This is a genomic window from Synechococcus sp. MIT S9509 (genome assembly GCF_047303035.1).
GTDB lineage: Bacteria > Cyanobacteriota > Cyanobacteriia > PCC-6307 > Cyanobiaceae > Synechococcus_C.
The window spans coordinates 2,269,562-2,294,235 of the sequence record NZ_CP138940.1; the positions used below are offsets into that span (position 1 = coordinate 2,269,562).

Annotated in this window: 21 protein-coding genes and 1 tRNA gene; 13 read left to right on the plus strand and 9 right to left on the minus strand. The window is 60.1% G+C overall.

The annotated features are described in order from the left end of the window. Window positions 1–69: 69 nt before the first annotated feature. The 3 genes from clpX to tig all read right to left on the minus strand — a co-directional run bounded on the left by clpX (window position 70) and on the right by tig (window position 3,690). Window positions 70–1,425 carry an ATP-dependent protease ATP-binding subunit ClpX gene (gene clpX / locus SIB73_RS12855; RefSeq protein ID WP_413404537.1) on the minus strand — a complete coding sequence of 452 codons (1,356 nt, stop codon included), beginning with the start codon at window positions 1,423–1,425 and terminating at the stop codon, window positions 70–72. A gap of 88 nt (window positions 1,426–1,513) precedes the next feature. Beyond that, window positions 1,514–2,203, minus strand: coding sequence for an ATP-dependent Clp endopeptidase proteolytic subunit ClpP (gene clpP, locus SIB73_RS12860; RefSeq protein ID WP_413406173.1), 690 nt, complete (start codon window positions 2,201–2,203; stop codon window positions 1,514–1,516). Between the two features lie 41 nt (window positions 2,204–2,244). Then, on the minus strand, window positions 2,245–3,690 hold the full coding sequence (gene tig / locus SIB73_RS12865) for a trigger factor (RefSeq protein ID WP_413406171.1): 1,446 nt from the start codon (window positions 3,688–3,690) through the stop codon (window positions 2,245–2,247). Between the two features lie 198 nt (window positions 3,691–3,888). Here tig and SIB73_RS12870 point away from each other — a divergent pair, with 198 nt between their 5' ends. The 3 genes from SIB73_RS12870 (at window position 3,889) to SIB73_RS12880 (ending at window position 7,917) form a co-directional block, all read left to right on the plus strand. After that, window positions 3,889–4,887, plus strand: coding sequence for an aspartate-semialdehyde dehydrogenase (locus SIB73_RS12870; RefSeq protein ID WP_413439616.1), 999 nt, complete (start codon window positions 3,889–3,891; stop codon window positions 4,885–4,887). 5 nt (window positions 4,888–4,892) lie between these two features. After that, on the plus strand, window positions 4,893–5,801 hold the full coding sequence (gene dapA, locus SIB73_RS12875; protein WP_413404532.1) for a 4-hydroxy-tetrahydrodipicolinate synthase: 909 nt from the start codon (window positions 4,893–4,895) through the stop codon (window positions 5,799–5,801). Window positions 5,802–5,868: 67 nt separating this feature from the next. After that, on the plus strand, window positions 5,869–7,917 hold the full coding sequence (locus SIB73_RS12880) for a ribonuclease J (RefSeq protein WP_413404530.1): 2,049 nt from the start codon (window positions 5,869–5,871) through the stop codon (window positions 7,915–7,917). Here SIB73_RS12880 and SIB73_RS12885 read toward each other — a convergent pair. Then, window positions 7,903–8,826, minus strand: a complete 924-nt coding sequence (locus tag SIB73_RS12885) for a hypothetical protein (RefSeq protein WP_413404528.1) — start codon at window positions 8,824–8,826, stop codon at window positions 7,903–7,905. The two genes, SIB73_RS12880 and SIB73_RS12885, sit on opposite strands and share 15 nt — an antisense overlap. Window positions 8,827–8,832: 6 nt before the next feature. Further along, on the minus strand, window positions 8,833–9,852 hold the full coding sequence (gene tilS / locus SIB73_RS12890; protein ID WP_413404527.1) for a tRNA lysidine(34) synthetase TilS: 1,020 nt from the start codon (window positions 9,850–9,852) through the stop codon (window positions 8,833–8,835). A 73-nt stretch (window positions 9,853–9,925) separates the two neighbouring features. On the opposite strand from tilS, the gene SIB73_RS12895 reads away from it, so the two are divergent. Together SIB73_RS12895 and uvrB are read left to right on the plus strand one after the other, a co-directional pair. Then, complete coding sequence (locus SIB73_RS12895) at window positions 9,926–10,699, plus strand: DUF561 domain-containing protein (RefSeq protein ID WP_413404526.1); 774 nt, start codon at window positions 9,926–9,928, stop codon at window positions 10,697–10,699. A gap of 73 nt (window positions 10,700–10,772) precedes the next feature. Then, window positions 10,773–12,809, plus strand: a complete 2,037-nt coding sequence (uvrB, locus tag SIB73_RS12900) for an excinuclease ABC subunit UvrB (RefSeq protein ID WP_413404524.1) — start codon at window positions 10,773–10,775, stop codon at window positions 12,807–12,809. 15 nt (window positions 12,810–12,824) lie between these two features. Here uvrB and SIB73_RS12905 read toward each other — a convergent pair whose 3' ends face one another. Continuing rightward, on the minus strand, window positions 12,825–14,627 hold the full coding sequence (locus SIB73_RS12905) for an aspartate kinase (protein WP_413404522.1): 1,803 nt from the start codon (window positions 14,625–14,627) through the stop codon (window positions 12,825–12,827). Window positions 14,628–14,657: 30 nt separating this feature from the next. Next, entirely contained in the window at window positions 14,658–15,647 is a 990-nt protein-coding gene (gene holA / locus SIB73_RS12910; RefSeq protein ID WP_413404520.1) for a DNA polymerase III subunit delta, read from the minus strand. Between the two features lie 69 nt (window positions 15,648–15,716). Here holA and SIB73_RS12915 point away from each other — a divergent pair, with 69 nt between their 5' ends. Continuing rightward, the gene (locus SIB73_RS12915; RefSeq protein ID WP_413404518.1) at window positions 15,717–16,352 is read left to right on the plus strand and encodes a precorrin-8X methylmutase; all 636 of its coding nucleotides are present in this window, start codon (window positions 15,717–15,719) and stop codon (window positions 16,350–16,352) included. Here the strand turns inward: SIB73_RS12915 and mutS are convergent. Beyond that, window positions 16,337–19,075 carry a DNA mismatch repair protein MutS gene (gene mutS, locus SIB73_RS12920; RefSeq protein ID WP_413404516.1) on the minus strand — a complete coding sequence of 913 codons (2,739 nt, stop codon included), beginning with the start codon at window positions 19,073–19,075 and terminating at the stop codon, window positions 16,337–16,339. The two genes, SIB73_RS12915 and mutS, sit on opposite strands and share 16 nt — an antisense overlap. A gap of 135 nt (window positions 19,076–19,210) precedes the next feature. Between mutS and psbZ the strand changes: the two genes are divergently transcribed. From psbZ to SIB73_RS12935, 3 genes are all read left to right on the plus strand, one after another. Next, the gene (gene psbZ, locus SIB73_RS12925) at window positions 19,211–19,399 is read left to right on the plus strand and encodes a photosystem II reaction center protein PsbZ (RefSeq protein ID WP_115071274.1); all 189 of its coding nucleotides are present in this window, start codon (window positions 19,211–19,213) and stop codon (window positions 19,397–19,399) included. 78 nt (window positions 19,400–19,477) lie between these two features. Next, window positions 19,478–19,960, plus strand: coding sequence for a 6,7-dimethyl-8-ribityllumazine synthase (gene ribH / locus SIB73_RS12930; RefSeq protein ID WP_413404514.1), 483 nt, complete (start codon window positions 19,478–19,480; stop codon window positions 19,958–19,960). A gap of 73 nt (window positions 19,961–20,033) precedes the next feature. Next, a tRNA-Gly gene (locus tag SIB73_RS12935) sits at window positions 20,034–20,105 on the plus strand. Window positions 20,106–20,113: 8 nt separating this feature from the next. On the opposite strand, the gene SIB73_RS12940 is transcribed toward SIB73_RS12935, so the two are convergent. Further along, complete coding sequence (locus tag SIB73_RS12940; protein WP_413404512.1) at window positions 20,114–20,569, minus strand: GNAT family N-acetyltransferase; 456 nt, start codon at window positions 20,567–20,569, stop codon at window positions 20,114–20,116. 148 nt (window positions 20,570–20,717) lie between these two features. Between SIB73_RS12940 and rfbA the strand changes: the two genes are divergently transcribed. The 4 genes from rfbA to SIB73_RS12960 are packed head-to-tail and all read left to right on the plus strand — an operon-like array spanning window position 20,718 to window position 24,492. Continuing rightward, window positions 20,718–21,659, plus strand: a complete 942-nt coding sequence (gene rfbA, locus SIB73_RS12945; protein WP_413404510.1) for a glucose-1-phosphate thymidylyltransferase RfbA — start codon at window positions 20,718–20,720, stop codon at window positions 21,657–21,659. Beyond that, the gene (gene rfbC, locus SIB73_RS12950) at window positions 21,649–22,266 is read left to right on the plus strand and encodes a dTDP-4-dehydrorhamnose 3,5-epimerase (RefSeq protein ID WP_413404508.1); all 618 of its coding nucleotides are present in this window, start codon (window positions 21,649–21,651) and stop codon (window positions 22,264–22,266) included. The genes rfbA and rfbC overlap by 11 nt, the downstream gene beginning before the upstream one ends. After that, entirely contained in the window at window positions 22,263–23,150 is an 888-nt protein-coding gene (gene rfbD / locus SIB73_RS12955; RefSeq protein WP_413404506.1) for a dTDP-4-dehydrorhamnose reductase, read from the plus strand. The genes rfbC and rfbD overlap by 4 nt, the downstream gene beginning before the upstream one ends. Beyond that, complete coding sequence (locus SIB73_RS12960; protein WP_413404505.1) at window positions 23,137–24,492, plus strand: sugar transferase; 1,356 nt, start codon at window positions 23,137–23,139, stop codon at window positions 24,490–24,492. The genes rfbD and SIB73_RS12960 overlap by 14 nt, the downstream gene beginning before the upstream one ends. The last annotated feature ends 182 nt before the right edge of the window (window positions 24,493–24,674 follow it).

The following is a 24,674-nucleotide window of genomic DNA, read 5'->3' on the forward strand; positions in this document are numbered from 1 at the left end:
CATTTGAGTCTGTCGTGGAGTTCCCTCTCAGTCAGTGGGGGTCTTCCGAACCGCAGTGGTTGGGTCCGATCAGGCTGACTCCTGCTGGCGATCCTTGCCGGGAAGAGGCAGCACTTTGCCGCCTGTGTGTTCCTCCACCATGGCGCGGGTGATCGTGAAGTCCGGCACGTTTTTGCGCGAGGGGAGCTCGTACATGAGATCGAGCATCAGCTCTTCAACAATGCCGCGCAAGGCTCTGGCACCGGTCTTGCGTCGATGCGCCTCCTGAGCGATGGCTTCGATGGCGCCTGCCTCGAAGTCAAGTTTCACGTTGTCCATGCTCAACAGCGTTCGGAACTGCTTGACCAGTGCATCCCTCGGTTCGGTGAGGATGGATTCCAGGGCATGTTCGTCGAGTGGATCAAGGACGGCACTCACAGGCATGCGGCCGATGAACTCGGGAATCAGTCCGTACTTCACAAGATCATCCGGCTCGAGATGACGCAGCACCTGTGAAGCATGAAGATCGCGTGTGGCCTTGCCGCGACCGCGGCCGTCGCTGGGCACGAAGCCAATGGCGTTGCGGCCCATGCGTTTCTGCACCACATCGTCCAATCCCACGAACGCACCACCACAGATGAACAGGATCTGGCTGGTGTCAATCTGGATGCAGTCCTGATACGGATGCTTGCGGCCGCCCTGCGGTGGCACATTGGCGACGGTGCCTTCCAGCATCTTGAGCAGTGCCTGCTGAACCCCTTCTCCTGAGACATCCCGGGTGATCGATGGGTTTTCGCTCTTGCGGGCGATCTTGTCGATTTCGTCGATGTAGATGATTCCCCGTTGGGCCAGATCCACATCCATGTCGGCTTTCTGCAGCAGTCTCAGCAGGATGTTCTCCACGTCTTCACCCACGTAGCCCGCTTCCGTGAGGGTGGTGGCGTCGGCGACGGCGAAGGGCACATCCAGCATCTCCGCCAGGGTCTGGGCAAGCAGCGTCTTGCCACAGCCAGTGGGGCCGATCAGAAGAATGTTTGATTTGTGCAACCTGGTGGCGGTCTGTTCCGTCTCACCTTTGCCATCGCCCTGCCAGGCAAGGCGCTTGTAGTGGTTGTACACAGCCACCGACATGACTTTCTTGGCGGCGTCCTGTCCCACGACCTGCTGGTCAAGGAAACCCTTGATCTCCTGTGGTTTGGGAATGGAGGCGAGGGTCGGGGCAGGTTTTGTGGTCTTGCGGGTCTGGTTTGAGCCGCTCTTTCGCGTCGGCTCACTTCCCTGCCTGTCACCGCCTTGCGCGTCAATCAGCTCCTCATCGAGGATCTCGTTGCAGAGATCGATGCATTCATCGCAGATGTAGACACCGGGGCCTGCAATCAGCTTGCGAACTTGCTCCTGGGACTTTCCGCAGAAGGAGCACTTCAGATGGGCGTCGAACTTGGCCATCGGGCGCTTCGCAGGTCAGTCGGAACACGGGTCTGGATTGGAAGGATCTCAACCCAGATACTGAGGATCGCGACAGAACGGGCTGATGTCAGCCCTCCGTAACGATTTCTCCGTCTCCGAAACTGTCCACCACACGATCGATCAGGCCGTAATCGACGGCTTCTGCTGGAGACATGAAATTGTCACGGTCCGTGTCCTCGGCAATCTTCTCCAAGGGCTGGCCGGTGTGATCGGCCATCAGGCCGTTAAGGGTCTGCTTGAGGAACAGGATTTCCTTGGCCTGAATTTCAATGTCCACAGCCTGTCCCTGGGCACCACCGAGGGGTTGGTGAATCATGATCCGTGCATTGGGAAGTGCCAGTCGCTTGCCTTTGGCACCTCCTGATAGCAGGAAGGCTCCCATCGAGGCTGCCAGGCCGTAGCAGATGGTGACAATGTCTGGTGCCACTTGCTGCATGGTGTCGTAGATCGCCAGACCGGCAGTGACCGAACCACCCGGAGAGTTGATGTAGATCTGAATGTCCTTTTCAGGATCTTCCGCTTCCAGAAACAGCAGCTGAGCAACAAGGGCGTCCGCCACCTGATCGTCGACACCGGTGCCGAGAAAGATGATCCGCTCGCGCAGCAGCCTGGAGTAGATGTCAAAGGCTCGATCTCCTCGACCTGACTGTTCAACAACAGTCGGTAGCACCCCAGGAGCTGCCTGAGGATGCTGCGAGACAGGCTGAATGCCCCGCCAGCGGTTCTGAATCGGATGGTGACTGCGATCGTCGATCACTCGGCGGCTGGCGGGCTTTGCATGCAATCTATGGCTGAAGATCAGGCTTCGGCGCCATCACTGTCTTTCTTGGCGATTTTCGCCTTGGTTGTTTTTTTCTTTTCAGCGGGTTTGGCGCTCTTGGCCGCGGCCTTCTTTGTTGTTTCTTTTTCTGCTTTTGCAGAGTCTTCTGGAGCCTTGTCAGTGACGGTGCTGTTCTCTTCCAGCCAACCCAGCAGCTTCTCCTGGAGCAGATCGTCAAGCACGGCCTGACGCAGACGCTCGGGGTCGATGTCGCGCTCGCCGGAGAGCTGTTGCTTCACGTCCTCGAGCTTGGTGTCGATGTCACTGTCTTCGACAGTGAGCTTTTCACTCTCTGCCAGGGCCGTTAAGGCAAGGCTTCGGCGCAGGCGCTCCTCAGCTTCTGGCCGTGAAGAGTCCATCAGGTTGCGGACCAGTTCGGGAGTGAACAGAGATTTCACATCCATTCCCTGCTGGGCGAACTGTCCAGCGGTCTGTTCCACCAGATTGCGAACCTCTTGCTGGATCAGGCTCTCAGGAAGCTCAACCTCCAGCTGCTCCACCAAAGCTGCCAGCAGGGCGTCGTGCCGGTTGCTGCGTGATCGACGCTCGGCATCTTCCTTCAGACGCTTTTCAAGGTCGCTGCGCAGATCGGCCAGGGATTCCTGTTCGCTGGCCTGCTTGGCGAACTCATCGTTCAGCTCAGGCAGCTCGCGGGTCTTGAGGTCCTTCAGTTCGATCTCGAAGTTGGCCTTGCGACCGCGCGCATCTTCCTTGGGGTAGTCATCGGGGAATGTGCAGTCCACAGTTTTGCTGTCTCCGATCGCCATTCCCACCACGCCTTCAATGAAGCCGGGGATCATGCGGCCATGCTCGAGATCCACATCCATGGAATCGGAGCTGCCGCCCTCAATTTCACTGCCGTCATCGCTGTAGGTGCCCTTGAAGCCAACCACAGCGATGTCTCCCTTCTCCGCTTTGCGTCCTTCCACGGGAATCACGGTGGCCAGCTGGCGACGTGAATCTTCGAGCATTTCATCCACGCGGGCCGGGTCGTAGCTGACGCTCTCTGCTTCAGCCTTCAAACCCTTTGTGCTCTTCAGCTTCGGTGTCGGAGCCACATCGGTTTCCAACGTCACCGTGAGGCCTTTTCCGGGCTTGAAGCTTTCCAGCAGTTCATCGAAACCGCCGCTCAGTTCGGGCTGGCCAAGGGCTTCTATCGTTTCCTGCTCGAGCGCATCGCGCCAGACGCTGTCAACCAGTGTTTCCAGCGCTGTGGCGCGGATCCGCAGAGCGCCTAGCTGTTGCACCAAGACAGTGCGGGGGACCTTGCCCTTGCGGAATCCCGGAAGATTGACGGTGCGGCTCAGTCGCTTGATTGCTTCCTCGTAACTGGCCTCACAGCGTTCCGCAGGAACAACGACCTCCACAGCCATTCGGCTGCCGGGACGGGAGGACGTGGAAACCTTCAGGCTGGCGGCACTCATCGGCTGGGTCACGGGTACAAGCAGCCCAACACATTAATTAAGTGCCTGACCATCACCCCCGCGTAAGCTGATATGTAGGAAAAGCCACACCCAGGCTTCAAGTGTTCAGGGTTTTTGCAGCCGTTGGTTGCACCACCTGCCCGTCTATCTCTGTTTCCCGTCCGTTTGACCCCAGTTCACCCGTTACCGAATCGACCTTTGACTGTGGCCGTTCTCGGTGCCAGTGGTGCGGTTGGGCAGGAATTGCTTCAGCTGCTTCAGGAGCGCAATTTTCCTGTTAGTGAGCTGCGTCTGCTGGCCTCTGCCCGTTCCGCCGGGCAGATCTGTCAATGGAACGGACAGGCGATCGCGGTTCAGGAAGTCAGCGAGTCTTCGTTTCAGGATGTCGATCTGGTTCTCGCATCCGCTGGCGGTTCGGTGTCGCGCCAATGGCGTGAAGCGGTTGTGTCCGCTGGTGCCGTGATGGTGGATAACTCCAGTGCCTTCCGCATGGACGACGACGTGCCCCTTGTGGTTCCTGAGGTGAATCCGCAGGCTGCTGCTGAGCACAATGGTGTGATCGCCAATCCCAACTGCACCACCATCCTGCTCACGCTGGCTCTGGCCCCTCTTGCTGCGAAGCGTTCGATGCAAAGGGTGGTTGTGAGCACCTACCAGTCAGCGAGTGGTGCCGGAGCCAGGGCCATGGAGGAACTGAAGGACCTCTCCCGTGTGGTTCTCGATGGCGGCACGCCCAACAGTGAGGTTCTTCCCCACTCATTGGCTTTCAACCTTTTTCTGCACAACTCACCGTTGCAGTCCAACAGTTACTGCGAAGAGGAAATGAAGATGGTTCATGAAACCCGCAAGATCTTGGGTTTGCCCGGGCTTCGCTTTACTGCAACGTGTGTGAGGGTCCCGGTTCTGCGTGCCCATTCAGAAGCGGTCAATGTGGAATTCGCAGAGCCTTTCCCGGTGAAGGAAGCACGGGAGCTGCTCGCGGCTGCTCCGGGGGTGGAACTGCTCGAAGACCCTGCCAGCAATCGCTTTCCCATGCCGACGGATGTGACCGGCCGTGATCCAGTTGTTGTGGGGAGGATTCGACAGGACATCAGTGAAGAGAACGCACTTGAGTTTTGGCTTTGTGGAGATCAGATCCGCAAAGGTGCGGCGCTCAATGCCATCCAGATCGCTGAACTGCTGTTGCCCGCTGCCTGAACTCCATGAGCACCGCTGCAGAACTTTCCCCCACTCCCTTCGGTCGTTTAGTGACGGCCATGGTGACCCCCTTTGATTCAGAGGGCGGTGTGGATCTGGCGCTCGCCGGTCGTCTGGCGCGTCATCTGGTGGATGAGGGGTCGGAAGCCCTCGTGGTGTGCGGCACCACCGGAGAATCCCCCACGCTCAGCTGGAGCGAGCAACTGAAGATGTTCGAGGCGGTGCGGCAGGCTGTGGGCTCTGGTGTGCATGTGCTGGCGGGAACCGGCAGTAACTGCACGCGCGAGGCTGTTGAGGCCACCAGGGAAGCTGCGGCAGCTGGCGCCGATGGAGCTCTTGTGGTGGTGCCCTACTACAACAAGCCACCTCAGGACGGGATTGAAGCCCATTTCCGGGCCATTGCTGAGGCTGCGTCTGACCTGCCTCTGATGCTTTACAACATTCCCGGCAGGACCGGTTGCAACATGCAGCCGTCCTCAGTTGCCAGGCTGATGAATTGCGCCAATGTAGTGAGCTTCAAGGCAGCCAGTGGAACCACCGAAGAAGTCTCCCAGTTACGACAGGCCTGCGGTCATCGTCTCGCGATCTACAGCGGCGATGACGCCCTCACGCTGCCGATGCTTTCGGTGGGCGCCGTGGGAGTTGTCAGTGTCGCCAGCCATCTGGTGGGCCGCCGACTGCGCAAGATGATCGAGGCTTACCTGGCTGGTCAGAACGCAGTTGCTCTCTCGCACCATGAGCAGTTACTGCCCCTGTTCAAGGCTCTGTTTGCCACCACCAATCCCATACCTGTCAAAGCCGCTCTCGAGTTGGGAGGCTGGCCTGTGGGTGCTCCCCGACTTCCCCTCGTTCCGCTGGAGCCTGCCATGCGCGTTGCACTGTCCGAAGCCCTTGATGCCCTGCGTCAGACCTGACGCCAAGGCTGCCGACAGCGTTGATATGCGCCTCCCTGATTGATTTTTTCCATACGCAAGCGATCCCATGACCGTCACAACTTCCAAGACCAAGCAACCCACCCTGAGAGTGATTCCTCTCGGAGGACTGCACGAAATCGGCAAGAACACCTGCGTTTTTGAGTATGGCGATGATCTGATGCTGGTTGATGCCGGCCTCGCCTTCCCAAGCGACGGCATGCATGGGGTGAACGTGGTTTTGCCTGATACCAGCTTTCTGCGCGAGAACCAGAAGCGCATCCGCGGCATGATCGTCACCCATGGTCATGAAGACCACATTGGTGGGATCGCCCACCATCTCAAGCACTTCAACATTCCAGTGATCTACGGGCCGCGCCTGGCTCTTTCGATGCTCACCGGAAAGATGGATGAGGCTGGCGTCGCCGATCGAACCACCCTTCAGACCGTCGGACCTCGCGATGTGGTGAAGCTGGGTCAGCACTTTTCAGTGGAATTCATCCGTAACACCCACTCGATGGCCGACAGCTTTTCGCTGGCCATCTCCACACCGGTAGGAACAATCATCTTCACGGGTGACTTCAAGTTCGATCACACCCCTGTTGATGGTGAGCACTTTGATCTGGCTCGTCTGGCTCACCATGGCGACAAGGGAGTGCTCTGCCTGTTCAGCGATTCCACCAATGCAGAGGTGCCGGGTTTCTGTCCTCCCGAGCGGTCTGTGTTCTCCAATCTTGACCGTCATATCGCCGAGGCCGAAGGCCGAGTGATTGTCACCACTTTCGCCAGTTCAATCCATCGTGTGTCGATGATTCTTGAGCTTGCTCTCAAGAACGGCCGCAAGGTTGGTTTGCTGGGTCGTTCCATGCTCAACGTGATCGCCAAGGCTCGCGAGCTGGGCTACATGCGAGCCCCTGACGAGCTGTTTGTGCCGATCAAGCAGATCAACAACGTCTCCGACCGCGAAACCCTGCTGCTGATGACCGGCAGTCAGGGCGAGCCTCTTGCTGCACTGAGCCGCATCTCCCGTGGCGAACACCCTCAGGTGCGAGTCAAGACCTCAGACACGATAATTTTTTCTGCGAGTCCGATCCCAGGCAACACCATTTCAGTGGTGAACACGATCGACCGTCTGATGATGCTGGGGGCCAAGGTGGTCTACGGCAAAGGCGAGGGCATTCACGTCTCAGGCCATGGCTTCCAGGAGGACCAGAAGTTGATGCTCGCTCTCACCCGACCGAAATTTTTCGTGCCTGTGCATGGTGAGCACCGCATGCTGGTGCGTCATGCCAGGACCGGTCATGCCATGGGTGTTCCCGAGAACAACACCCTGATCATCGATAACGGCGATGTTGTTGAGCTCACCGCAGACTCCATTACCAAGTCGGATCCGGTGAAGGCCGGGATCGAGCTGCTTGATCAGTCGCGCAACGGCATCGTTGATGCACGCGTGCTTAAAGAGCGGCAGCAACTGGCGGAAGACGGCATCGTCACAATCCTGGCCGCCATCAGCACTGACGGAGCCATGGTGGCTCCTCCTCGTGTGAATCTTCGCGGTGTCGTCACGACGGCTGATGCTCGCAAGATGTCGCTGTGGACGGAACGCGAAATCAAATGGGTGCTCGAGAACCGGTGGAAGCAACTCACCCGCAACACCGGTGGCAAGGCCCCGGATGTCGACTGGATGGGTGTGCAGCGAGAGGTGGAGGTCGGCCTCAGCCGCCGAATGCGCCGTGAACTTCAGGTGGAGCCTTTGATTCTCTGTCTGGTGCAGCCTGCACCTGGTGGAACACCTGTGTACAAAGGTCGTGCGGACGCCGAGCCAGATGATCGTCCGGCGCCCCGTGGACGTGGTGGACGCCACGGAGGCGGTCATGGTGGTGGTCGACACGGTGGAGGCCGAGATCGCAACCGAGAAGCCACCCCCGCGCGGGTGATCACGACAGCCCGTTCTGCGGCTGTGGAGGCCAAGTCGGCCCCAGCCAAGGAACCTGTGGCAGCAGCTTCGAAAGCCCCTGCGCCTGCCAAAGTTCCTGCACCAGCAGCTTCAGCTCCAGCAATCGACCAGGAGAACATGCCTGCTGGCCGTACCCGTCGCCGTCGCTCAGCTGCGGCGTAAGGCTGCCAGCAGCCACGCCCACCTGGCTTTTGCCGCATTGCTGCCCGCATCACGTTTGGATGGAGTCGCTGGTTGATCGGGCAGCTTGACGCGCAGCCTGCCCGTCTCCAGGCGTTGCTTCAGTGCCTGCTTGATCAGCGGATCTTCCACACAATCAGTCTGCGAGTGCTCGATCTGATTTTTTTCTGGTGATGGGGTTTGAGCTTCTGTTTGAGCTCCTGAGCTGGCAAGCATCGGACCAGACTGCTTGGAGTTGCCCATTTCCATCTCTTGTTTGTGCCGCGAGTTGTGCTCGATGGCTTCAGTTTTGATGGCTGTTGATGCACTGGCTTTTAATGCATCGGCTGTCGTTGCGATGGCTTTTGTTGAGGTGGCTGTTGTTGAGATGACTGTTTCTGTTTGCCCGTGAGACGAATCAGCCAGCCATGGAGTTGCTGTTGAGACTTCTGCGGTCTCTGACTGATCCGGTTGGCTCGAGTCGCAAGATTGTTTCAGGAAGGGATCACGAATCAGCTCTGGGGAACCCGCGACCGGGGAAGATTCAGTGTCTGGATTTGTTGGAGCTGCAATCCCTGGTTCAGCCTGGATCTCAGCTGGCTGGTTTTCTCCGGATCGTTCAAGACCCTGCTCGGCTAGATCTCGCAGTGTGTCCTGCGGGTTGCTGGCCAGGACCAGTTCGTAATAGCCGCGCGCCTGATCTGTTTCGTTGAGGCCATACAGATGGATATGGCCTGCCAGCAGAGCAACGAATGCCCGCCAGGCCAGCGTCGCTTGCCGCTCATTGCCTGACTCTGGAAGAGGTTCGAGCTGATCGAGCAGATCCAGAACGGTGCTGCGCGCTGTCTGGAAGTCCCCAGCTGCATAGGCCTGTTCAGCGGCGAGATAGTTGCTCTGAAAGTCGCCGTCCAAATGGGTTCAGTTCCTGTCTTCCAGTTGTACCCAGTCCCGGCACCAGTGAAGTCGCTTCAGACCGGCCAGGTGACGCTCGCCGGGTGGCTGGCATGGACCAATGGCAGTGCTCAGTTCTTCAAGTTGCTTCGCCGATAGTGCTGGCATGCCCTGGGCCTGCAGCCATCCATGCAGGAGCAGTCGTCTTGCCGAACCGTCGAGCTCTTGCAATGACGGTCGCTTCAACGCACCGTCCTCTCTTTTCAGGTTTTTCAGAGTCAGGGCCACCAGCGCGCTCTGGGTGTCCTGCAGCTGGGACATTCGTTCGCTCAGTTCAGCCATCCGTCTGCTGCAGCCGGGGTGCAGGGCCTCCAGCACCGGCAGGACCTCCTGACGGATGCGGTTGCGATCAAAGCGTGGATTGTTGTTGCTTGGGTCCTGCCAGATCGGCAGTTGCAGTTCTTGGCAGATTGCGGCCGTGTCGTCATGGCTGAAATGCAGCAGTGGTCTTACGAGCTGGATCTCGTCTGTTTCCGAGGCATTCAGGGTCCTCTGCCAACGCAGGCTGCCAAGCCCGGCCAGATTTGTTCCCCTGCTGAGTTGCAACAGCAGCGATTCGGCTCGATCGCTGGCGGTGTGTCCGGTCACGACTGTCCGACAACGGTTGCCAGTTCTGTTGAGGTTGAGCTGATCACAGGCCTGACGGAGCTGGGCATAGCGCCATTCACGGGCTTTGGCCTCGCTGCCGGTGATGCTGATTGTGCCGGTGCTGATCTGCAGTGGCAGCTGTTGCGTCCTGCACCAGCTGGCCAGTTCAATGGCAGTGCTCTTGGACGCTGGATTCCAGCCGTGGTCTCCATGCCAGAGCTGCAGGGTCCAGTGATGTTGTCGGCGAAGGTCCCGCAGCAGCCCCAGCAGAGCCATGGAGTCCTTGCCCCCGGAAACCGCCAGCAGAAGTGTTGCCCCCTTGGGCAGCAACTGGGGATTGCCTAGAAGTCGGCGGTGGAGCCGGTCGTGCCAGTTCAGCCAAGGCTCGCCGACTGTCATCGCTTTTGCTGAATCTCGCTTTGATCCTGACTGTTCGCGCGGTGGGACAATGATCGGATCCGATATCAGCTTGATGTCCCGCCTTTCTCTGCTGCCCGCTGCTCTTCGCCGCAGCCTGGAACAGCGTTCCGCGCTGAAGGTGATTGCCGGTCTGATGAATTTCGATGCGGACTCCGTCGCACGCGTGTCGCGGGCAGCCGGCCTTGGCGGGGCCGATGTGATCGATGTGGCCTGTGATGCGGAGCTGGTCAGGCTGGCGGTTGAGGCATCTGGAGGGGTACCGGTCTGCGTGTCCTCTGTGGAACCCGAGCAGTTTCCGGCCGCCGTGGCTGCAGGTGCGGCCATGGTGGAGATCGGAAATTTCGACAGCTTTTATCCCCAGGGACGCATCTTCGGAGCGGAAGAGGTGTTGGATCTCACGCGTCGTACTCGCGGATTGTTGCCTGAGGTGGTTCTGAGCGTCACCGTGCCCCATGTGTTGCCGATGGATCAGCAGGAACAGCTGGCGGTTGATCTGGTGGCAGCCGGTGCCGATCTGATTCAGACCGAGGGTGGCACCAGTGCCAAACCCTTCAGCCCCGGCAGCCTCGGCCTGATTGAAAAGGCTGCGCCCACGCTGGCTGCGGTTCACAGCATCAGTGCTGCTCTGCAGAGTGCCGGAGAGACAGCACCGGTGCTGTGTGCATCTGGCCTTTCCGCTGTCACGGTGCCGATGGCGATTGCAGCCGGCGCAGCGGGTGTGGGCGTTGGTTCCGCAGTGAATCGCCTCGATGATGAGCTGGCCATGGTGGCTGTGGTGCGCGGCCTGCGTGAAGCCTTGGGCCGAGAGGTCACCAGCCGGGTCTGATTGCCGCGCACACGCGCGCATCAATGGGCCTCGTAACGTGAACGGCCCATTCAGGGTTCACAGCGCAAGGACCATGCCTGCCTACGACCTCACGGCGCCTTATACCCCCAAGGGTGATCAGCCGACCGCGATCACCCAGCTGGTCGATGGGGTGAATGGAGGTCGTCGCTATCAGACCCTTCTGGGTGCGACCGGTACGGGCAAGACGTTCACGATGGCCAATGTCATTGCGCAGACGGGTCGTCCCGCACTGGTTCTGGCTCACAACAAGACTCTGGCGGCGCAGCTCTGCAACGAGCTGAGGGAATTCTTTCCCAACAATGCCGTGGAGTACTTCATCTCCTATTACGACTATTACCAGCCGGAAGCGTATGTGCCGGTCAGTGATACCTACATCGCCAAAACAGCATCGATCAATGAAGAGATCGATATGCTGCGGCACTCGGCCACACGATCGTTATTTGAACGCCGCGATGTGATTGTCGTGGCCTCGATCAGCTGCATCTACGGCCTGGGAATTCCCAGTGAATATCTGAAGGCTTCCGTGCAGTTCCGGGTGGGTGAGTCTCTGGATCTGCGCGGCTCCCTGCGTGAACTGGTGAACAACCAGTACAGCCGCAACGACATGGACATCACCCGCGGTCGCTTTCGAGTGAAGGGCGATGTGCTGGAAATCGGGCCCGCCTATGAAGACCGTCTGGTGCGGGTGGAGATGTTTGGCGATGAAGTGGAGGCAATCCGTTACGTCGATCCCACCACCGGTGAGATCCTGCAGAGTCTTGACACCATCAACATCTACCCGGCCAAGCACTTTGTGACGCCGAAGGATCGTTTGGATTCGGCGGTGAAGGACATCCGCGCCGAACTCAAGGACCGGCTTGAGTTCCTGCAAACCGAAGGCAAGCTGCTGGAAGCTCAGCGACTGGAGCAACGCACTACCTATGACCTGGAGATGCTGCAGCAGGTGGGCTACTGCAATGGCGTGGAGAACTACGCCCGTCATCTGGCTGGGCGTGAACCCGGTTCCGCTCCGGAATGCCTGATTGATTATTTTCCTGATGACTGGCTGCTGATCGTGGATGAAAGCCATGTCACCTGTTCACAGCTTCAGGCGATGTACAACGGCGATCAGGCCCGCAAGAAGGTGCTGATTGATCACGGCTTCCGCCTGCCCAGTGCAGCGGACAACCGGCCTCTCAAGGGGGAAGAGTTCTGGACGAAAGCCCGTCAGACCGTGTTTGTCAGTGCCACACCCGGTGACTGGGAAGTGAAGGTGAGTGATGGTCAGGTGGCCGAGCAGGTGATCCGCCCCACCGGAGTGCTCGATCCGATTGTTGAAGTGAGGCCCACCACAGGTCAGGTGGATGATTTGCTCGGAGAAATCCGAACGCGGGCCGAGAAGCAGCAGCGGGTGCTGGTGACCACGCTGACCAAGCGCATGGCGGAAGATCTCACGGATTATCTGGCCGAGAACAAGGTGCGGGTCCGCTATCTGCACTCCGAGATTCATTCGATCGAGCGCATCGAAATCATTCAGGACCTGCGCCTGGGTGAGTACGACGTGCTCGTGGGTGTCAACCTGCTGCGCGAAGGTCTTGATCTGCCTGAAGTGAGTCTTGTGGCGATCCTTGATGCCGACAAGGAAGGATTCCTGCGAGCGCAGCGTTCACTGATTCAGACGATCGGCCGGGCAGCACGGCATGTGGAGGGGGTTGCACTGCTCTATGCCGACAACATGACGGATTCGATGGCCAAGGCGATCGAGGAGACTGAACGGCGGCGCAAGATCCAGCAGGGGTACAACGAAAAGCATGGAATTGTGCCGACGGCTGCGGGTAAAAAAGCCAGCAATTCAATCCTTTCGTTTCTGGAGCTCTCTCGCAAACTCAAGACTGATGGCCCCGATGCCGACCTGGTGCAGGTGGCAGGTAAGGCAGTGCAGGCACTCGAAAATGATTCAGACGGCATGGCCCTTGATGCCTTGCCCGAGCTGATCGATCAGCTTGAAGTCAAGATGAAGGATGCGGCCAAGAAACTAGATTTTGAGGAGGCTGCAAACCTCCGCGACCGGATCAAGAAACTGCGTCAGAAACTGGTTGGTCAGAGCTGAATTCCTGAAGTTTGACTAAGCCACCAGAGGTGATTCGGTTCCCTCAGCGGGATGGCGGGTGCTGCCGCCAAGCTTGAAACCGGCATGTACGGCCTGAAGCGCGGCGACTCCATCGGCTTCAGCCACCACACAACTGGTGCGGATTTCACTGGTGGCGATCATTTCAATATTGACCCCTGCTGCCGCCAGAGAACGGAACATGCGCCCTGCGGTGCCTGCCGTGGCCGGCATGCCTGCACCAACGGCACTCACCCTGGCAATGGCTGGTCCATCCTCGAGCTGTGCTCCAGGCCACTGGGCCAGCAGAGCGCTCAGGGCGCGATCAGCGGCACTGCGGTCGTCGCGTTTGAGCGTGAAACTGATATCGCGGCTGCCATCGGCATGCTGGCGTTCCGACTGGACGATGGCATCGAGGCTGATGCCAGCGTCCGCCAGTGCATTGCAGAGGGCTCCGGCGGTGCCGGGCTTGTCGGGCACATGCCGCACGCTGACCTGGGCCTGGTCACGGTCGAGGGCCACACCACGCACTTCAGGCTCACCTTCGCCGCTCGCGCTGGGATTCAGGCTGATCTGACCAGTCTCCAGTTCAAAGGCCTCCTGGGTGGCCTGAACGGCTTTTCCACCGACATCCGCGTTGATCAGGCAGCTGACCTTCACCTCACTGGTGGCGATCACCCGCAGGTTGATGCCGACCCTTGACAGGGTCTGGAAAAGCCCGGCAGCGATGCCAGGTCGCCCCATGATTCCGGCGCCACTGATGCTCAGCTTGCTCATTCCGGACTGGGCGACCAGCTCCCCGCCCAGCTTCTCGATCAGTGATTCACAAATGCTGCGCGCTTTGTCCAGCTCGGTTTCGGCCACGGTGAAGGTGATGTCATTGCTGTTGCCTTCGTGGGTGGCCTGAATGATTAGGTCAACATTCACGCCGCCCTCAGACAGGCTTTCGAACAGCTGGGCCGCAACACCAGGCTTGTCGGATACGTGGGAGAGCGCCAGCACCGCCTGGTGTTCCACCAGTTCTGCGCCGTCCACCGGTCGTCCCAGTTCAAGACCTTCGCGGCCAATGGGTCTTGGGTTGCGGCTGGTGAGCGTTGTGCCGGGTTCATCGCTCCAGCTGGAACGGACCACCATCGTGACCCCGTAGTTGCGAGCAATCTCCACAGCGCGTGGGTGCAGGACGGCGGCGCCGAGGCTGGCCAGCTCGAGCATTTCGTCGCAGCTCACCCGCGGCATCAACTGGGCGTCCTCCACCTTGCGTGGATCGGTGGTGAGTACACCAGGCACGTCGGTGTAGATCTCACAGGCCTCAGCACCAAGGGCTGCTGCCAGGGCCACGGCTGAGGTGTCGGAGCCTCCTCGCCCAAGAGTGGTGATCTCGGCGGTGCCGCCACTGCTCTGGCTGGTTCCCTGAAAACCTGCCACCACCACCACACGGCCTTCGTCCAGTCGGCTGCGCAGGCGATCGGTGCGCACGTCGAGGATGCGGGCCTTGCCATGGGCGGATTCGGTCACGATCCCCACCTGGGGCCCGGTCATGGAGATGGCCGGCACGCCCAGCTCATGCAACGCCATGGAGAGCAGCGCAATCGAGACCTGTTCACCGGTGGCCAGCAGCATGTCCATCTCCCTTTGGGGTGGATTGCTGCTGATGGCATTGGCCTTCGCGGTCAGTTCATCGGTGGTGTGACCCATCGCCGAGACCACGATCACCAGATCGTGTCCATCCTCCTTGCAGTTGGCGATGCGCCTTGCCACGGCCTGGATGCGCTCCACGCTGCCGACGGAGGTTCCGCCGAACTTCTGCACCAGCAGGGCCATCCATGCCGCCTCATGTCGCAGGCGATTGTCTCACTGTGATGCCCCCAGCAGCCCATCACGGAAGGCATCTCCGACCGGGGTGCCCCGTTTGAGGGCAGCTTCCACATCCAGCAGGCGTCCCAGCAGGTTGAGGCAGCGCTGGGGAGAGCGCCCCTGCAGCTGTTTGCGCATCACGTAGATGCGTTTGGGGTTGCCGATCCCCGCCGCTTTGGCGATCACCCCCACGTCTCGCTCTCCCTGCTGTTCCAGCAACATCACCCAGAGCCAGCCACGGATCTGACCGGTGAGCGTGGCCACAATGCGCAGGGCCGGTTCGCCGGCATCGTTGAGAGCATCCAGCAAGGCGATCGCCTGGCCGGGATCGCCTGCCAGCAACGCGTCTCCCACCTGCAGAGCGTTGGTGCTGAGGCCTGCGATCAGGCTGTCAACGGAGTTGGCACTGATGCGTGTCTCTCCGCTGCTTTCAGCATGAAGCGCCAGCTTCTGCAGTTCCATGGCCAGCCTGGCGCTGTCGTTGCCGATGGCATCGATCAAGGCATCCACCGCAGCGGGCTCCAGCTTCAGCTTCAGCTCCTCAGCGGTGCGCTCCACCAGCTGGCGCTGGCCGGCCCCGTCCCAGACGGCCGGAAGCCTGAAGTTGCGCTCGCTGGCCTCTCCAGCCTTGATGCGTTTCATCAAGGCCTTGGTGGTGCGCAGCCGACCGTCGGGTTTGGAGGGATGGCAGAGCAGCAGCTGGGTGCTGTCAGGGATGCCATCCAGGGAGGCTTCGAAGCGCTCGGCCAGCTCGCTGGGGCAGGCGTTGCAGAAGGGAGATCGCTGCAGCAACACCACCCTGGAGCCAGCGCCGAAGGGTGGTGTGCGTGCTTCTTCGAGAGCCTGCCTGGCCTGTCCCGCCTCGCTGCCATCCAGACGGCTCACGTTCACGCTCGCCCAGCTCGGATCCACCGTTTTCTCGATCAAGGCCTGAACAGCCCGTTCCAGTGCGGCGGAATCATCCCCCCAGAACAACTGGATCGGCATTGAGGTGAGTCGTCGGACAATATCGAAGTCTGCCCTGACTGGCAGCCCACGTCAGAGCAATGTGCAGCAATGACCGACCACCCGATTTTCACGGAAAGCATCTGTCGAATTAGGGCCTTGCTGGGCCAGACGGGACTGGATCCTCTACGGCAGCAGGTGTTGGAACGCCTGGTGCACAGCAGCGGAGATCCAGGCCTGCAGTCGCTGCTGCTTTTCAGCGAGGGGGCTTGCGAGCAGGGACTTGCAGCGTTGCAGGGCGGGGCAGTGATCCTCACCGATACGGCCATGGCCGCGGCTGCTGTGATGCCGATGGCTGAGCGCACACTCGGCACATCTGTTCGCTGCCTGCTCGACTGGGCTCCTGCGGTTTCACCGCAAGATTCCACTCGATCCGCCGCGGCGATGCAGAGGGCCTGGCCGGAGCTCACTCAGATGGCCAGCGCGAAGGCGCAGCCGATGCCGGTGCTGCTGGTGGGCAGTGCTCCCACCGCACTGGATCAATTGCTCGATCAACTGGAGGCTGGGGCCCCTGCACCTTCGCTGGTGATCGGCATGCCGGTTGGGTTTGTGGGTGTTCCGGAAAGCAAACGCCGTCTGGCGACAACGTCTCTGGCTCAGATCCGCTTAGAGGGAACCCGCGGTGGTGCAGGCTTGGTGGCGGCAGCAGCGAATGCTCTGCTCCGAGCATCTCAGGCCGCCAGCTGATCCAGCACCTGCCGGGCCCGTTGCACAACGCGGGTGGGAACACCGGCCAGGCGCGCGGCTTCGATGCCGTAACTGCGGCTGGCACCACCGATCTGCACCTGATGCAGGAACACCAGGTCCTCACCGGTTTCCTCCACCATCACCTGGAAGTTGGCCACGTTGGGCCGCTGCTCCGCCAGGTTGTTCAGCTCGTGATAGTGGGTGGCGAACACCGTGCGCGCTTTGAGATCGCCCGCCAGGTGTTCGCTCACGGCCCAGGCGATCGAGAGGCCGTCGAAGGTGGCGGTACCCCTGCCGATTTCATCAAGGAGCACGAGGGAGCGGTCGCTGGCGTGGTGAAGGATGTTGGCGGTTTCGGCCATTTCCACCATGAAGGTGGACTGGCCTGCGGCCAGATCATCCACGGCGCCCACCCGCGTGAAGATGCGATCGGCCAGGCCGATCTGGGCAGAGGCTGCCGGAACCCAGCTGCCGATCTGGGCCAACAGCTGGATCAGACCGATCTGGCGCAGATAGCAGCTTTTGCCGCTGGCATTGGGCCCCGTCAGCACGATCAGGTCGGTGTCGTGCCCGAGAGCAAGATCGTTCGGTGTGAATGGAACCTCCACCAGAAGCTGTTCCACCACCGGGTGACGGCCGGCAGTGATTGCGAGTTCACGACCCTCAGTGAGCTCAGGAGCGCACCAGCCACTGGTGGCGGCTGTCTCAGCCAGGGCGGTGAGTGCGTCCAGGGCAGCGGTGGCCCGGGCCGCCTCGCGAATCGGAGCAGCCATGCCTCCCACCCGCTCGCGCAGCTTGCAGAACAACTCGTATTCGCGCTGGAAGGCCCGAGCCCGCAGCTGGAAGATGCGGCCTTCGCGCTCCTTCAGTTCAGGGGTGATGAAGCGTTCTTCATTGGCGAGGGTCTGGCGGCGGATCCAGTGGTCGGGCACGGTGGCAGCCTTCGCTTTGCTCACCGCCAGGAAATACCCAAAGGTGCGGTGGTACTGCAAACGCAGGTTGCTGATGCCGCTGAGCTCTTTCTCAAGACGTTCCTGCTCGGCCAGCCAGGCGTCCTGATCATCGAGCTGATTGCGCAGGCCATCGAGCAGCGGGTCAACCCCGTCATGCATCAGGCCGCCTTCGCTCAGGGAGAGGGGCGGAGCGTCGACCAGGGCATGGCGAACGGCGGCGGCCAGCTCAGCAAGCGCAGGATCCGGCTGCAGCAGCGCCTCCAGAACCTGGGGCCACTGCTCCAGGGTTCCCTCCAGCCGACTGGCCAGCCGGGGCAGGCGTTCCAGCCCATCGGCGATGGCCACCAGGTCGCGGGCGCTGGCATGACAGGCCCCTGCCCGACCCGCCAGCCGCTCCAGATCGCCCATGGGTCTGAGCAGTCGCCGAAGGGCTTGGCGCTGAGTCCTCTGGCTCACCAGCAGGCTGACCACGCTTTGCCGCTCCAGGATGACGCTGAGGTCCATCAACGGCGCTTCCAGCCAACGACGCAGGCATCTCCCACCCATGGCGGTGAGGGTCTGGTCGATGGCCCAGAGCAGTGACCCCTGAAGCTGTCCGTCGCGTTGGGTGACCGTCAGTTCCAGATTGCGGCGGGTCTGGGCATCGAGCACCAACGCATCACCTGCCTGCAGGATCTTCGGAACATCAAGCGGCACCCGCGTGCTCTCTTCGAGAGGCTGAGTGTCATTGACGTATTGCAGCAGTCCGCCAAAGGCTCGTAGGGCCAGGGGCAGTTCCTGCAGGCCGAGCCCATCCAGTCCGGCCAGCCGGTAGTGCGTCTTCAGGGCCTGTTCGGCCTGGGGCCTGCTGAAGGGCGTGAGCGCCATCGGGCTGAGCATCAGCCTTTCCGGGCACCAGGCAGGTCTCTGGACGTTGTCGTTGTCCGTGGCCGCCCAGAGCAGTTCAGAGGCCTCGAGCTGAGCCAGGTGCTGATGCAGAGCTTCGCTGCCGCTGCGTTCCAGCACCTCAACGTCTCCGGTGCTCACATCAGCGCTGGCCAGCCCCCAGCGCAAGGGGCGCTTGTCGCTGGCAGGTTCCACCACCACTGCCGCCAGCCAGTTGTTGCGGCGTGCAGCAAGCATGCCTTCCTCCAGCACCGTTCCCGGCGTCAGCACCCTGGTGATTCCCCTCTTGAGCAGAGCGCCCTTTGCAGGCGTGGCCTCCAGCTGGTCACACAGCGCCACGGAATAACCGCGACGAATCAGCTCAGCGCAGTAGCGCTCGGCGGCGTGATGGGGAATTCCCGCCATCGGCACACGTCCGATCGCCTTGCCACCCTCCTTGCCTGTGAGGGTCAGTTCCAGCACCCGCGAGAGTTCGACCGCGTCCTCGAAAAAACACTCGAAGAAATCACCGAGCCGATACAGCAGTACGCGCTCGGGATGCTCCTCCTTGAGCTCCACGTAATGGCGCAACATCGGCGTCAGCAGGGTCTGATTCACCTGGCTGTGGTGGCTCCAGGGCAAGGCGTCGCTGTCATCACTCTCCGCGCTGGACAGCTCGTCGACTCGGGTGGAGCTCTGCTCTGAATCACGACCCCCTTTGCGTTGCCTGGGGCGTGCGCAGGCATCAGCACTGAGGTTGGCATCGGTGAGCTCAGCCAGGGCATCTGCGGCTAAAGCGTCAGACGCTCTGGCTGAGGTGGCTTTGGGCTGATCAGTCGGCTCCGGGGCTCCGAACAGATTCCCCTGCAGTGACTGCTCCTCGGGCTGGGGGCAGGAGCGGGGCATGGGACATCTGAAAGTGGCTGGATCGTACCGATGGCGTTCACCACAAGCTGTGAAGCTTGATGCGGAGACGACGAAGACGACTCTCTCCCACATGTGAGAATCTCCGATGAACGACCTGGCGTCGACCGATTCACCATGCAGATCCTCAACACCCTCACCGTTCTGGCATTGGTGGTGATGTCCTTTGCGTTGATCGTGGCCGTGCCTGTTCTCTACGCCTCGAATGAGGACAGTGGCCGCTCCAACAGACTCATCCTGCTGGGTGGCATCGCCTGGGTGGCACTGGTGCTGGTCAACTGGGGCGTGAGCTTCTTCGTGGTCTGAAATCCAGGCCAGCGAGCATCTTTTTTCTCCGTTGCGCCCCGGTCGGGTGTGAACATGGAATGAACCGATCAAGGCGTCATGGCCACCTTTGAAGGACGGTTCACTGATGTGCAGGGCCTGCGCATCGCCGTTGTTATTGCTCGATTCAACGATCTGGTGACCGCCAAATTGTTGAGCGGTTGCCTCGATTGTCTGGGACGTCACGGGATTGATACCAGCGCAGACAGCGCTCAGCTCGATACGGCCTGGGTGCCGGGGTCGTTTGAATTGCCATTGGTGGCCCAGCAGCTGGCTCGCAGCGGTCGATACCAGGTGGTGATCACCCTCGGGGCTGTCATCCGTGGGGACACACCGCATTTCGATGTGGTGGTGGCTGAAGCCAGCAAGGGGATTGCGACCGTGTCCCGTGATACCGGTGTGCCGGTGATTTTCGGTGTGCTCACAACCGACACGATGCAACAAGCGCTTGAGCGGGCAGGCATCAAGAGCAATCTGGGCTGGAGCTATGCCTTGCAGGCTCTGGAAATGGGGTCCCTGGTCAAGGCATTGCCAGCGGCCTGAGTGGTGCATTGACCAACGGCCCCTTTGTGATGCATGCTTCTCGAGTCGTCAGGTGAATTACACCGGCCGGCCTGCGGATGTAGCTCAGTGGTAGAGCATCTCCTTGCCAAGGAGAGGGTCGAGAGTTCGAATCTCTTCATCCGCTTGATTGACTCACTGTTTGCGGATCAGCAGATGTTGGTTGCCAACAGCTCTGAAGCCCATTTGTTCGTAAAAACCCGTGCTGTTGGTGGTCATCAGATAGACCCGCTCCACCTCACGCACCCTTGCAGAAGCCAGCAAGGCTTCTACAACACGCCTTCCGAGCCCGCGGCCCTGCAGGTCGCCGGCCACCACCACATCCCAGAGCACTGCCCTGTAGATCCCATCGCTGCTGGCACGGCCGAAGCCCACCATGCGTTTGCCGCGCCAGAGGCTTATAACCACCTGGCTGCCTTTCAGCATCTTGCCCAGTTGTTGCCGGCTGCGGTCCTGCGCCCAGAAGGCGTGTTTGTTGAGTAGGCGCCGAAGTTTGAGCAGACCACGCGTCGGGCGTAGGTTCGGCCCCAGCCCCATCAGGCGCAGTCCTGGAGCTCCTGGTGCATGTTCAACCAGATGGATGCGGGCCATGCTTCTGGCATTCAGCGCTTCATCATCTGTCCTCGAGGGTCTTCTGTTGGGAATCTCTGCCTCACCTGCAACAGCATGTCCCGCGGTGATGAAGTCAGCCCTTGCATGCTGAAATGACACTGAAACGGGTCATCTCGGCAATCCATCGATGAGGCGAAAGGGCATCATCCTTGCCGGCGGCAGCGGCACCAGGCTTGCTCCGCTGACCATGGCTGTCAGCAAGCAGCTGATGCCTGTCTATGACAAGCCGATGATCCACTATCCGCTGAGCACCTTGATGCTGGCGGGCATCCGTGAAGTGCTGATCATCACCACTCCCCATGATCAGGGTGCTTTTCAGCGCTTGCTGGGTGATGGCAGTGCCTGGGGGATGACCATCGCTTATGCCGTGCAGCCTGCACCGGAGGGATTGGCTCAGGCGTTTCTGATCGGTGCTGACTTCCTCGACGGCTCTGCCGCTGCACTTGTTCTTGGCGACAACCTCTTCCATGGTCATGAACTGATCTCCCAGCTGCATGCGGCGATGGCTCGTGATGAGGGCGGCACCGTTTTCGCTTATCCGGTGCGCGATCCCGAGCGCTACGGAGTGGTCGAGTTCGATCACTTCGGAAAAGCTCTGAGTATCGAAGAGAAGCCGGCTCATCCCCGCAGCCGTTATGCGGTTACAGGCCTCTACTTCTATGACCACACGGTGGTCGAGCGAGCCAGAAAGGTAGAGCCTTCGTCGCGCGGGGAGCTGGAGATCACCAGCCTTAATCAGGCTTACCTCGCGGAGCAGCAGCTCACGGTGGAGCTGATGGGTCGCGGGATGGCATGGCTCGACACCGGCACGTTTGATTCGCTTCAGGAGGCGGGGACCTACATCAGGACCCTTGAGCAACGTCAGGGATTGAAAGTGGGGTGTCCGGAAGAGGTGGCCTGGCGCAGGGGATGGATCGACGGCTCAGAGCTTGAGCAACTGGCGCAGCCCTTGCTCAAAAGCGGTTACGGACACTATCTGTTGCGATTGCTGGACGAACCCGGAGGTGAGCATGCTCTCCTCCAGCGCAATCTCAGGAGTCCTCGTCAGGATGCTGTGGATGCCCGCTGAAACACTTTCTGCTGTGTCCGGTGAGCCCATTGATGGGCCGTTGCTGATCACTCCCCAGGTGTTCGCTGACAATCGCGGTTTCTTTTTTGAAAGCTGGAATGAGCGTCGCTTTCGCGACGACCTGATCTCCGCTGGTGCACCCCAGACGGAATCAGAGGCTCTGCGGTTCCGGCAGGACAACCATTCCCGCTCGACTCGAGGTGTTCTGCGAGGACTTCACTTTCAATTGCCTCCTGAGCCACAGGCAAAGCTGGTTCGCTGCAGCGCGGGTGAGATTTTTGATGTGGCGGTCGACCTGCGTCGCAGCTCTGCGACATACGGCCGGTGGGTTGGAGTCGTTCTCTCTGCAGACAACCATCTGCAGCTTTGGGTGCCGGTGGGTTTTGCCCATGGTTTTTTAACCCTGAGTGATGTCGCAGAAGTCCAGTACAAAGCCAGTGGTTTCTGGAATCGCGATTGTGAGCGTTCCCTGCGTTGGAATGATCTGCAGCTGAAGATCCAATGGCCTTTGCATCTGGCGGGGGTCACTGAACCATTCCTGGCTGAAAAGGATGCGCAGGCTCCCGCGCTCAAGGGCCTGGAGTCAGCTGGGGAGGTGTTTGTTTGAGAGTTCTGCTGACCGGCGCCAATGGCCAGCTTGGACAGGCCTTGCGTGGCTCAACACCACAAGGGGTTGAACTGATTGCAACGTTCCGGCAGGACTTGGATCTGGCGGATCCCCAGGCTTGCCGCACGATCGTTGATCTGCATCGCCCCGACTGGGTGCTGAATGCTGGTGCGTATACAGCGGTGGACCAGGCGGAGTCGGAGTTTGATCTGGCGAGCGCCGTCAATGCAGAGGCACCTCGTGCTTTGGCAGAGGCCATAAACAGCATGGGAGGTCGCCTGCTTCAGGTGAGTACCGATTTCGTGTTCAACGGACAGCAAGGTCATCCCTATCAGCCTGACCAGCCACGAGATCCGTTAGGGGCTTATGGCCGCAGCAAGTCCGCTGGGGAGCAGGTTGTGGAGGAGATTCTGGGATGTGGTGTTGAGAGCAGGGCCACGATTCTTCGCACTGGTTGGGTGTACGGCCCAGTGGGCCGGAATTTTTTACTCACCATGCTGCGTTTGCATCGCCTCAAGGCGGAAGCCGGAGAGCCATTGCGTGTAGTGGCTGATCAGGTTGGTTGCCCTACCTCCACGTTTGGACTGGCCGCCGCTTGCTGGGCCGTGATTCAGCATGAGGTGATGGGCGTGCTGCATTGGAGTGATGCCGGTGTTGCCAGCTGGTATGACTTCGCAGTGGCCATCGGCGAGTTGGCGGTCTCTCATGGTGTTTTATCTCAAGCGGCGCAGGTGCTTCCGATCACCACCACCGACTACCCCACCCCGGCAAAGCGTCCCGCCTATTCGCTGTTGGCTTGCGGTAACACCCGTGAGCAACTGCATTTGGCGCCCAGGCACTGGCGCTGTGCACTTGAGGAGGTGATCCAGCGTGTGGGCGAATAATCCGCGCACGCTGATTCTTCGGGCAGTGCTGCTCGATGGCCTGGGTCAGCTGCTGATCCTTGGGCTGATGCTCTGGCTGCCTTCCTTGTTCGATTGGACCATCGGCGGCAGCAGTCTCGTCGGACAGGGTGGCTGGCTGATTTTCTCGATGCTGCTTTATCCATTGCTGGGTTGGCTGTTTGGCAGCTACACGGTCTTGAGCTGGCGGCGGGTTTCGTTGCCGGTGCTGTTGCAGCGACTTCTGATCACGGCTGCTGTGAGTGTGATGGTGGTGGCAATCGCCCGTTGGCTGATCAATCCCAGCGATGCGGTCTGGCTGGTGTACAGACGGGTGCAGTTGTTGTGGATGACGGCCCTCACAGGTTGGGTGTTGATGGTGCGTCTGGCCCTGCGCCGAGGTCTGCTGTTTCCCGATGCACCGCGTTTGTTGTTGCTTGCGAACCGGGATGAAATCCAAACCGTTCTCAAGGTCTGGCGGCGCATCCCCCATCGTCAACCTCTGATGCCCGTCAATGCGAGGGGATTGCAACGTCGTCTGGATCAACCGGAGCAGCCACTGCTGGTGGCCATCAGTTCCTCGGTTCGCAGCGATTCAGCAGCCAATCCTGTGCTGAACAGGCTTGAAATCTGCGACCCAAGAGTCGTGCGAAGTATGTCTTTGCTGAAATTTTTTGAACTGCAGCAGGAGCGTTTGCCGCCTTTGTTGATGGGCGAAAGCACCCTGACATTTGATGATCTGCCCTGGGCGGCAACGTTCAGTGTTCAGGGTCAGCTCAAGCGCATGGCAGATCTGCTCGTGTCGGCAACGTTGTTGCTGTTGACATTTCCGTTCATCCTTACTGCGGCTCTGTTGATCTGGATTGAGGATCGAGGTCCGGTGTTTTATGTCCAGCAGCGCAGCGGCTGGCTTGGACGACCGTTTCGGGTTCTCAAGCTCCGCACAATGACGGTGCAGCCTGTTGATGCTCCTGCGCAATGGACCCAGCCCGGTGATCAGCGCATCACAGTTGTGGGAGGTTGGCTGCGCAGGCTGCGCCTCGATGAACTGCCCCAACTGCTGAATGTGCTGAATGGGGACATGAGCCTGATCGGACCACGACCGGAACGTCCGGAGTTGGAGCATGACCTGGAGCTCTGCATCCCCCATTACCGCAAGCGCCATTGGATGCGACCGGGATTGAGCGGCTGGGCTCAGGTCTGTGCTCCCTATGCCAGCAGCATCGATGATTCCGATCTCAAGCTTTCCTATGACCTGTATTACCTGCGGCACTTCAGCACCTGGCTTGATCTTGTGATTCTGTTCCGCACAATCAAAACAGTTCTTAAGGCAGGAGGTCGCTGAGTTCTGGGTGAGACTTTAGTTTTTATCTGCATGAGTAATGTCTGCCTGGCTGGCCTTGAGGCTCCTGACGCGATGGGCCCAATCGTAAGAAGGTTGTTGTCATTCAAGGCTTTGATTCATTCGATAATCTTTAGTTTTTTGGTGTCAGTATTGATTGCCCCAGTGTCGAAGAGGGACCCGTT

Coding starts and splice junctions, on each gene's coding strand:
- SIB73_RS12895 (WP_413404526.1), top strand. CDS start 9,926: ATGTCCCGCCTTTCTCTGCTGCCCGCTGCTCTTCGCCGCAGCCTGGAA.
- SIB73_RS12915 (WP_413404518.1), top strand. CDS start 15,717: ATGACCGACCACCCGATTTTCACGGAAAGCATCTGTCGAATTAGGGCC.
- holA (WP_413404520.1), bottom strand. CDS start 15,647: ATGCCGATCCAGTTGTTCTGGGGGGATGATTCCGCCGCACTGGAACGG.
- mutS (WP_413404516.1), bottom strand. CDS start 19,075: ATGCCCCGCTCCTGCCCCCAGCCCGAGGAGCAGTCACTGCAGGGGAAT.
- rfbA (WP_413404510.1), top strand. CDS start 20,718: ATGAGGCGAAAGGGCATCATCCTTGCCGGCGGCAGCGGCACCAGGCTT.
- SIB73_RS12905 (WP_413404522.1), bottom strand. CDS start 14,627: ATGGCCCTGCTGGTGCAGAAGTTCGGCGGAACCTCCGTCGGCAGCGTG.
- rfbC (WP_413404508.1), top strand. CDS start 21,649: ATGCCCGCTGAAACACTTTCTGCTGTGTCCGGTGAGCCCATTGATGGG.
- dapA (WP_413404532.1), top strand. CDS start 4,893: ATGAGCACCGCTGCAGAACTTTCCCCCACTCCCTTCGGTCGTTTAGTG.
- SIB73_RS12940 (WP_413404512.1), bottom strand. CDS start 20,569: ATGGCCCGCATCCATCTGGTTGAACATGCACCAGGAGCTCCAGGACTG.
- uvrB (WP_413404524.1), top strand. CDS start 10,773: ATGCCTGCCTACGACCTCACGGCGCCTTATACCCCCAAGGGTGATCAG.
- clpX (WP_413404537.1), bottom strand. CDS start 1,425: ATGGCCAAGTTCGACGCCCATCTGAAGTGCTCCTTCTGCGGAAAGTCC.
- psbZ (WP_115071274.1), top strand. CDS start 19,211: ATGCAGATCCTCAACACCCTCACCGTTCTGGCATTGGTGGTGATGTCC.
- tig (WP_413406171.1), bottom strand. CDS start 3,690: ATGAGTGCCGCCAGCCTGAAGGTTTCCACGTCCTCCCGTCCCGGCAGC.
- SIB73_RS12880 (WP_413404530.1), top strand. CDS start 5,869: ATGACCGTCACAACTTCCAAGACCAAGCAACCCACCCTGAGAGTGATT.
- ribH (WP_413404514.1), top strand. CDS start 19,478: ATGGCCACCTTTGAAGGACGGTTCACTGATGTGCAGGGCCTGCGCATC.
- tilS (WP_413404527.1), bottom strand. CDS start 9,852: ATGACAGTCGGCGAGCCTTGGCTGAACTGGCACGACCGGCTCCACCGC.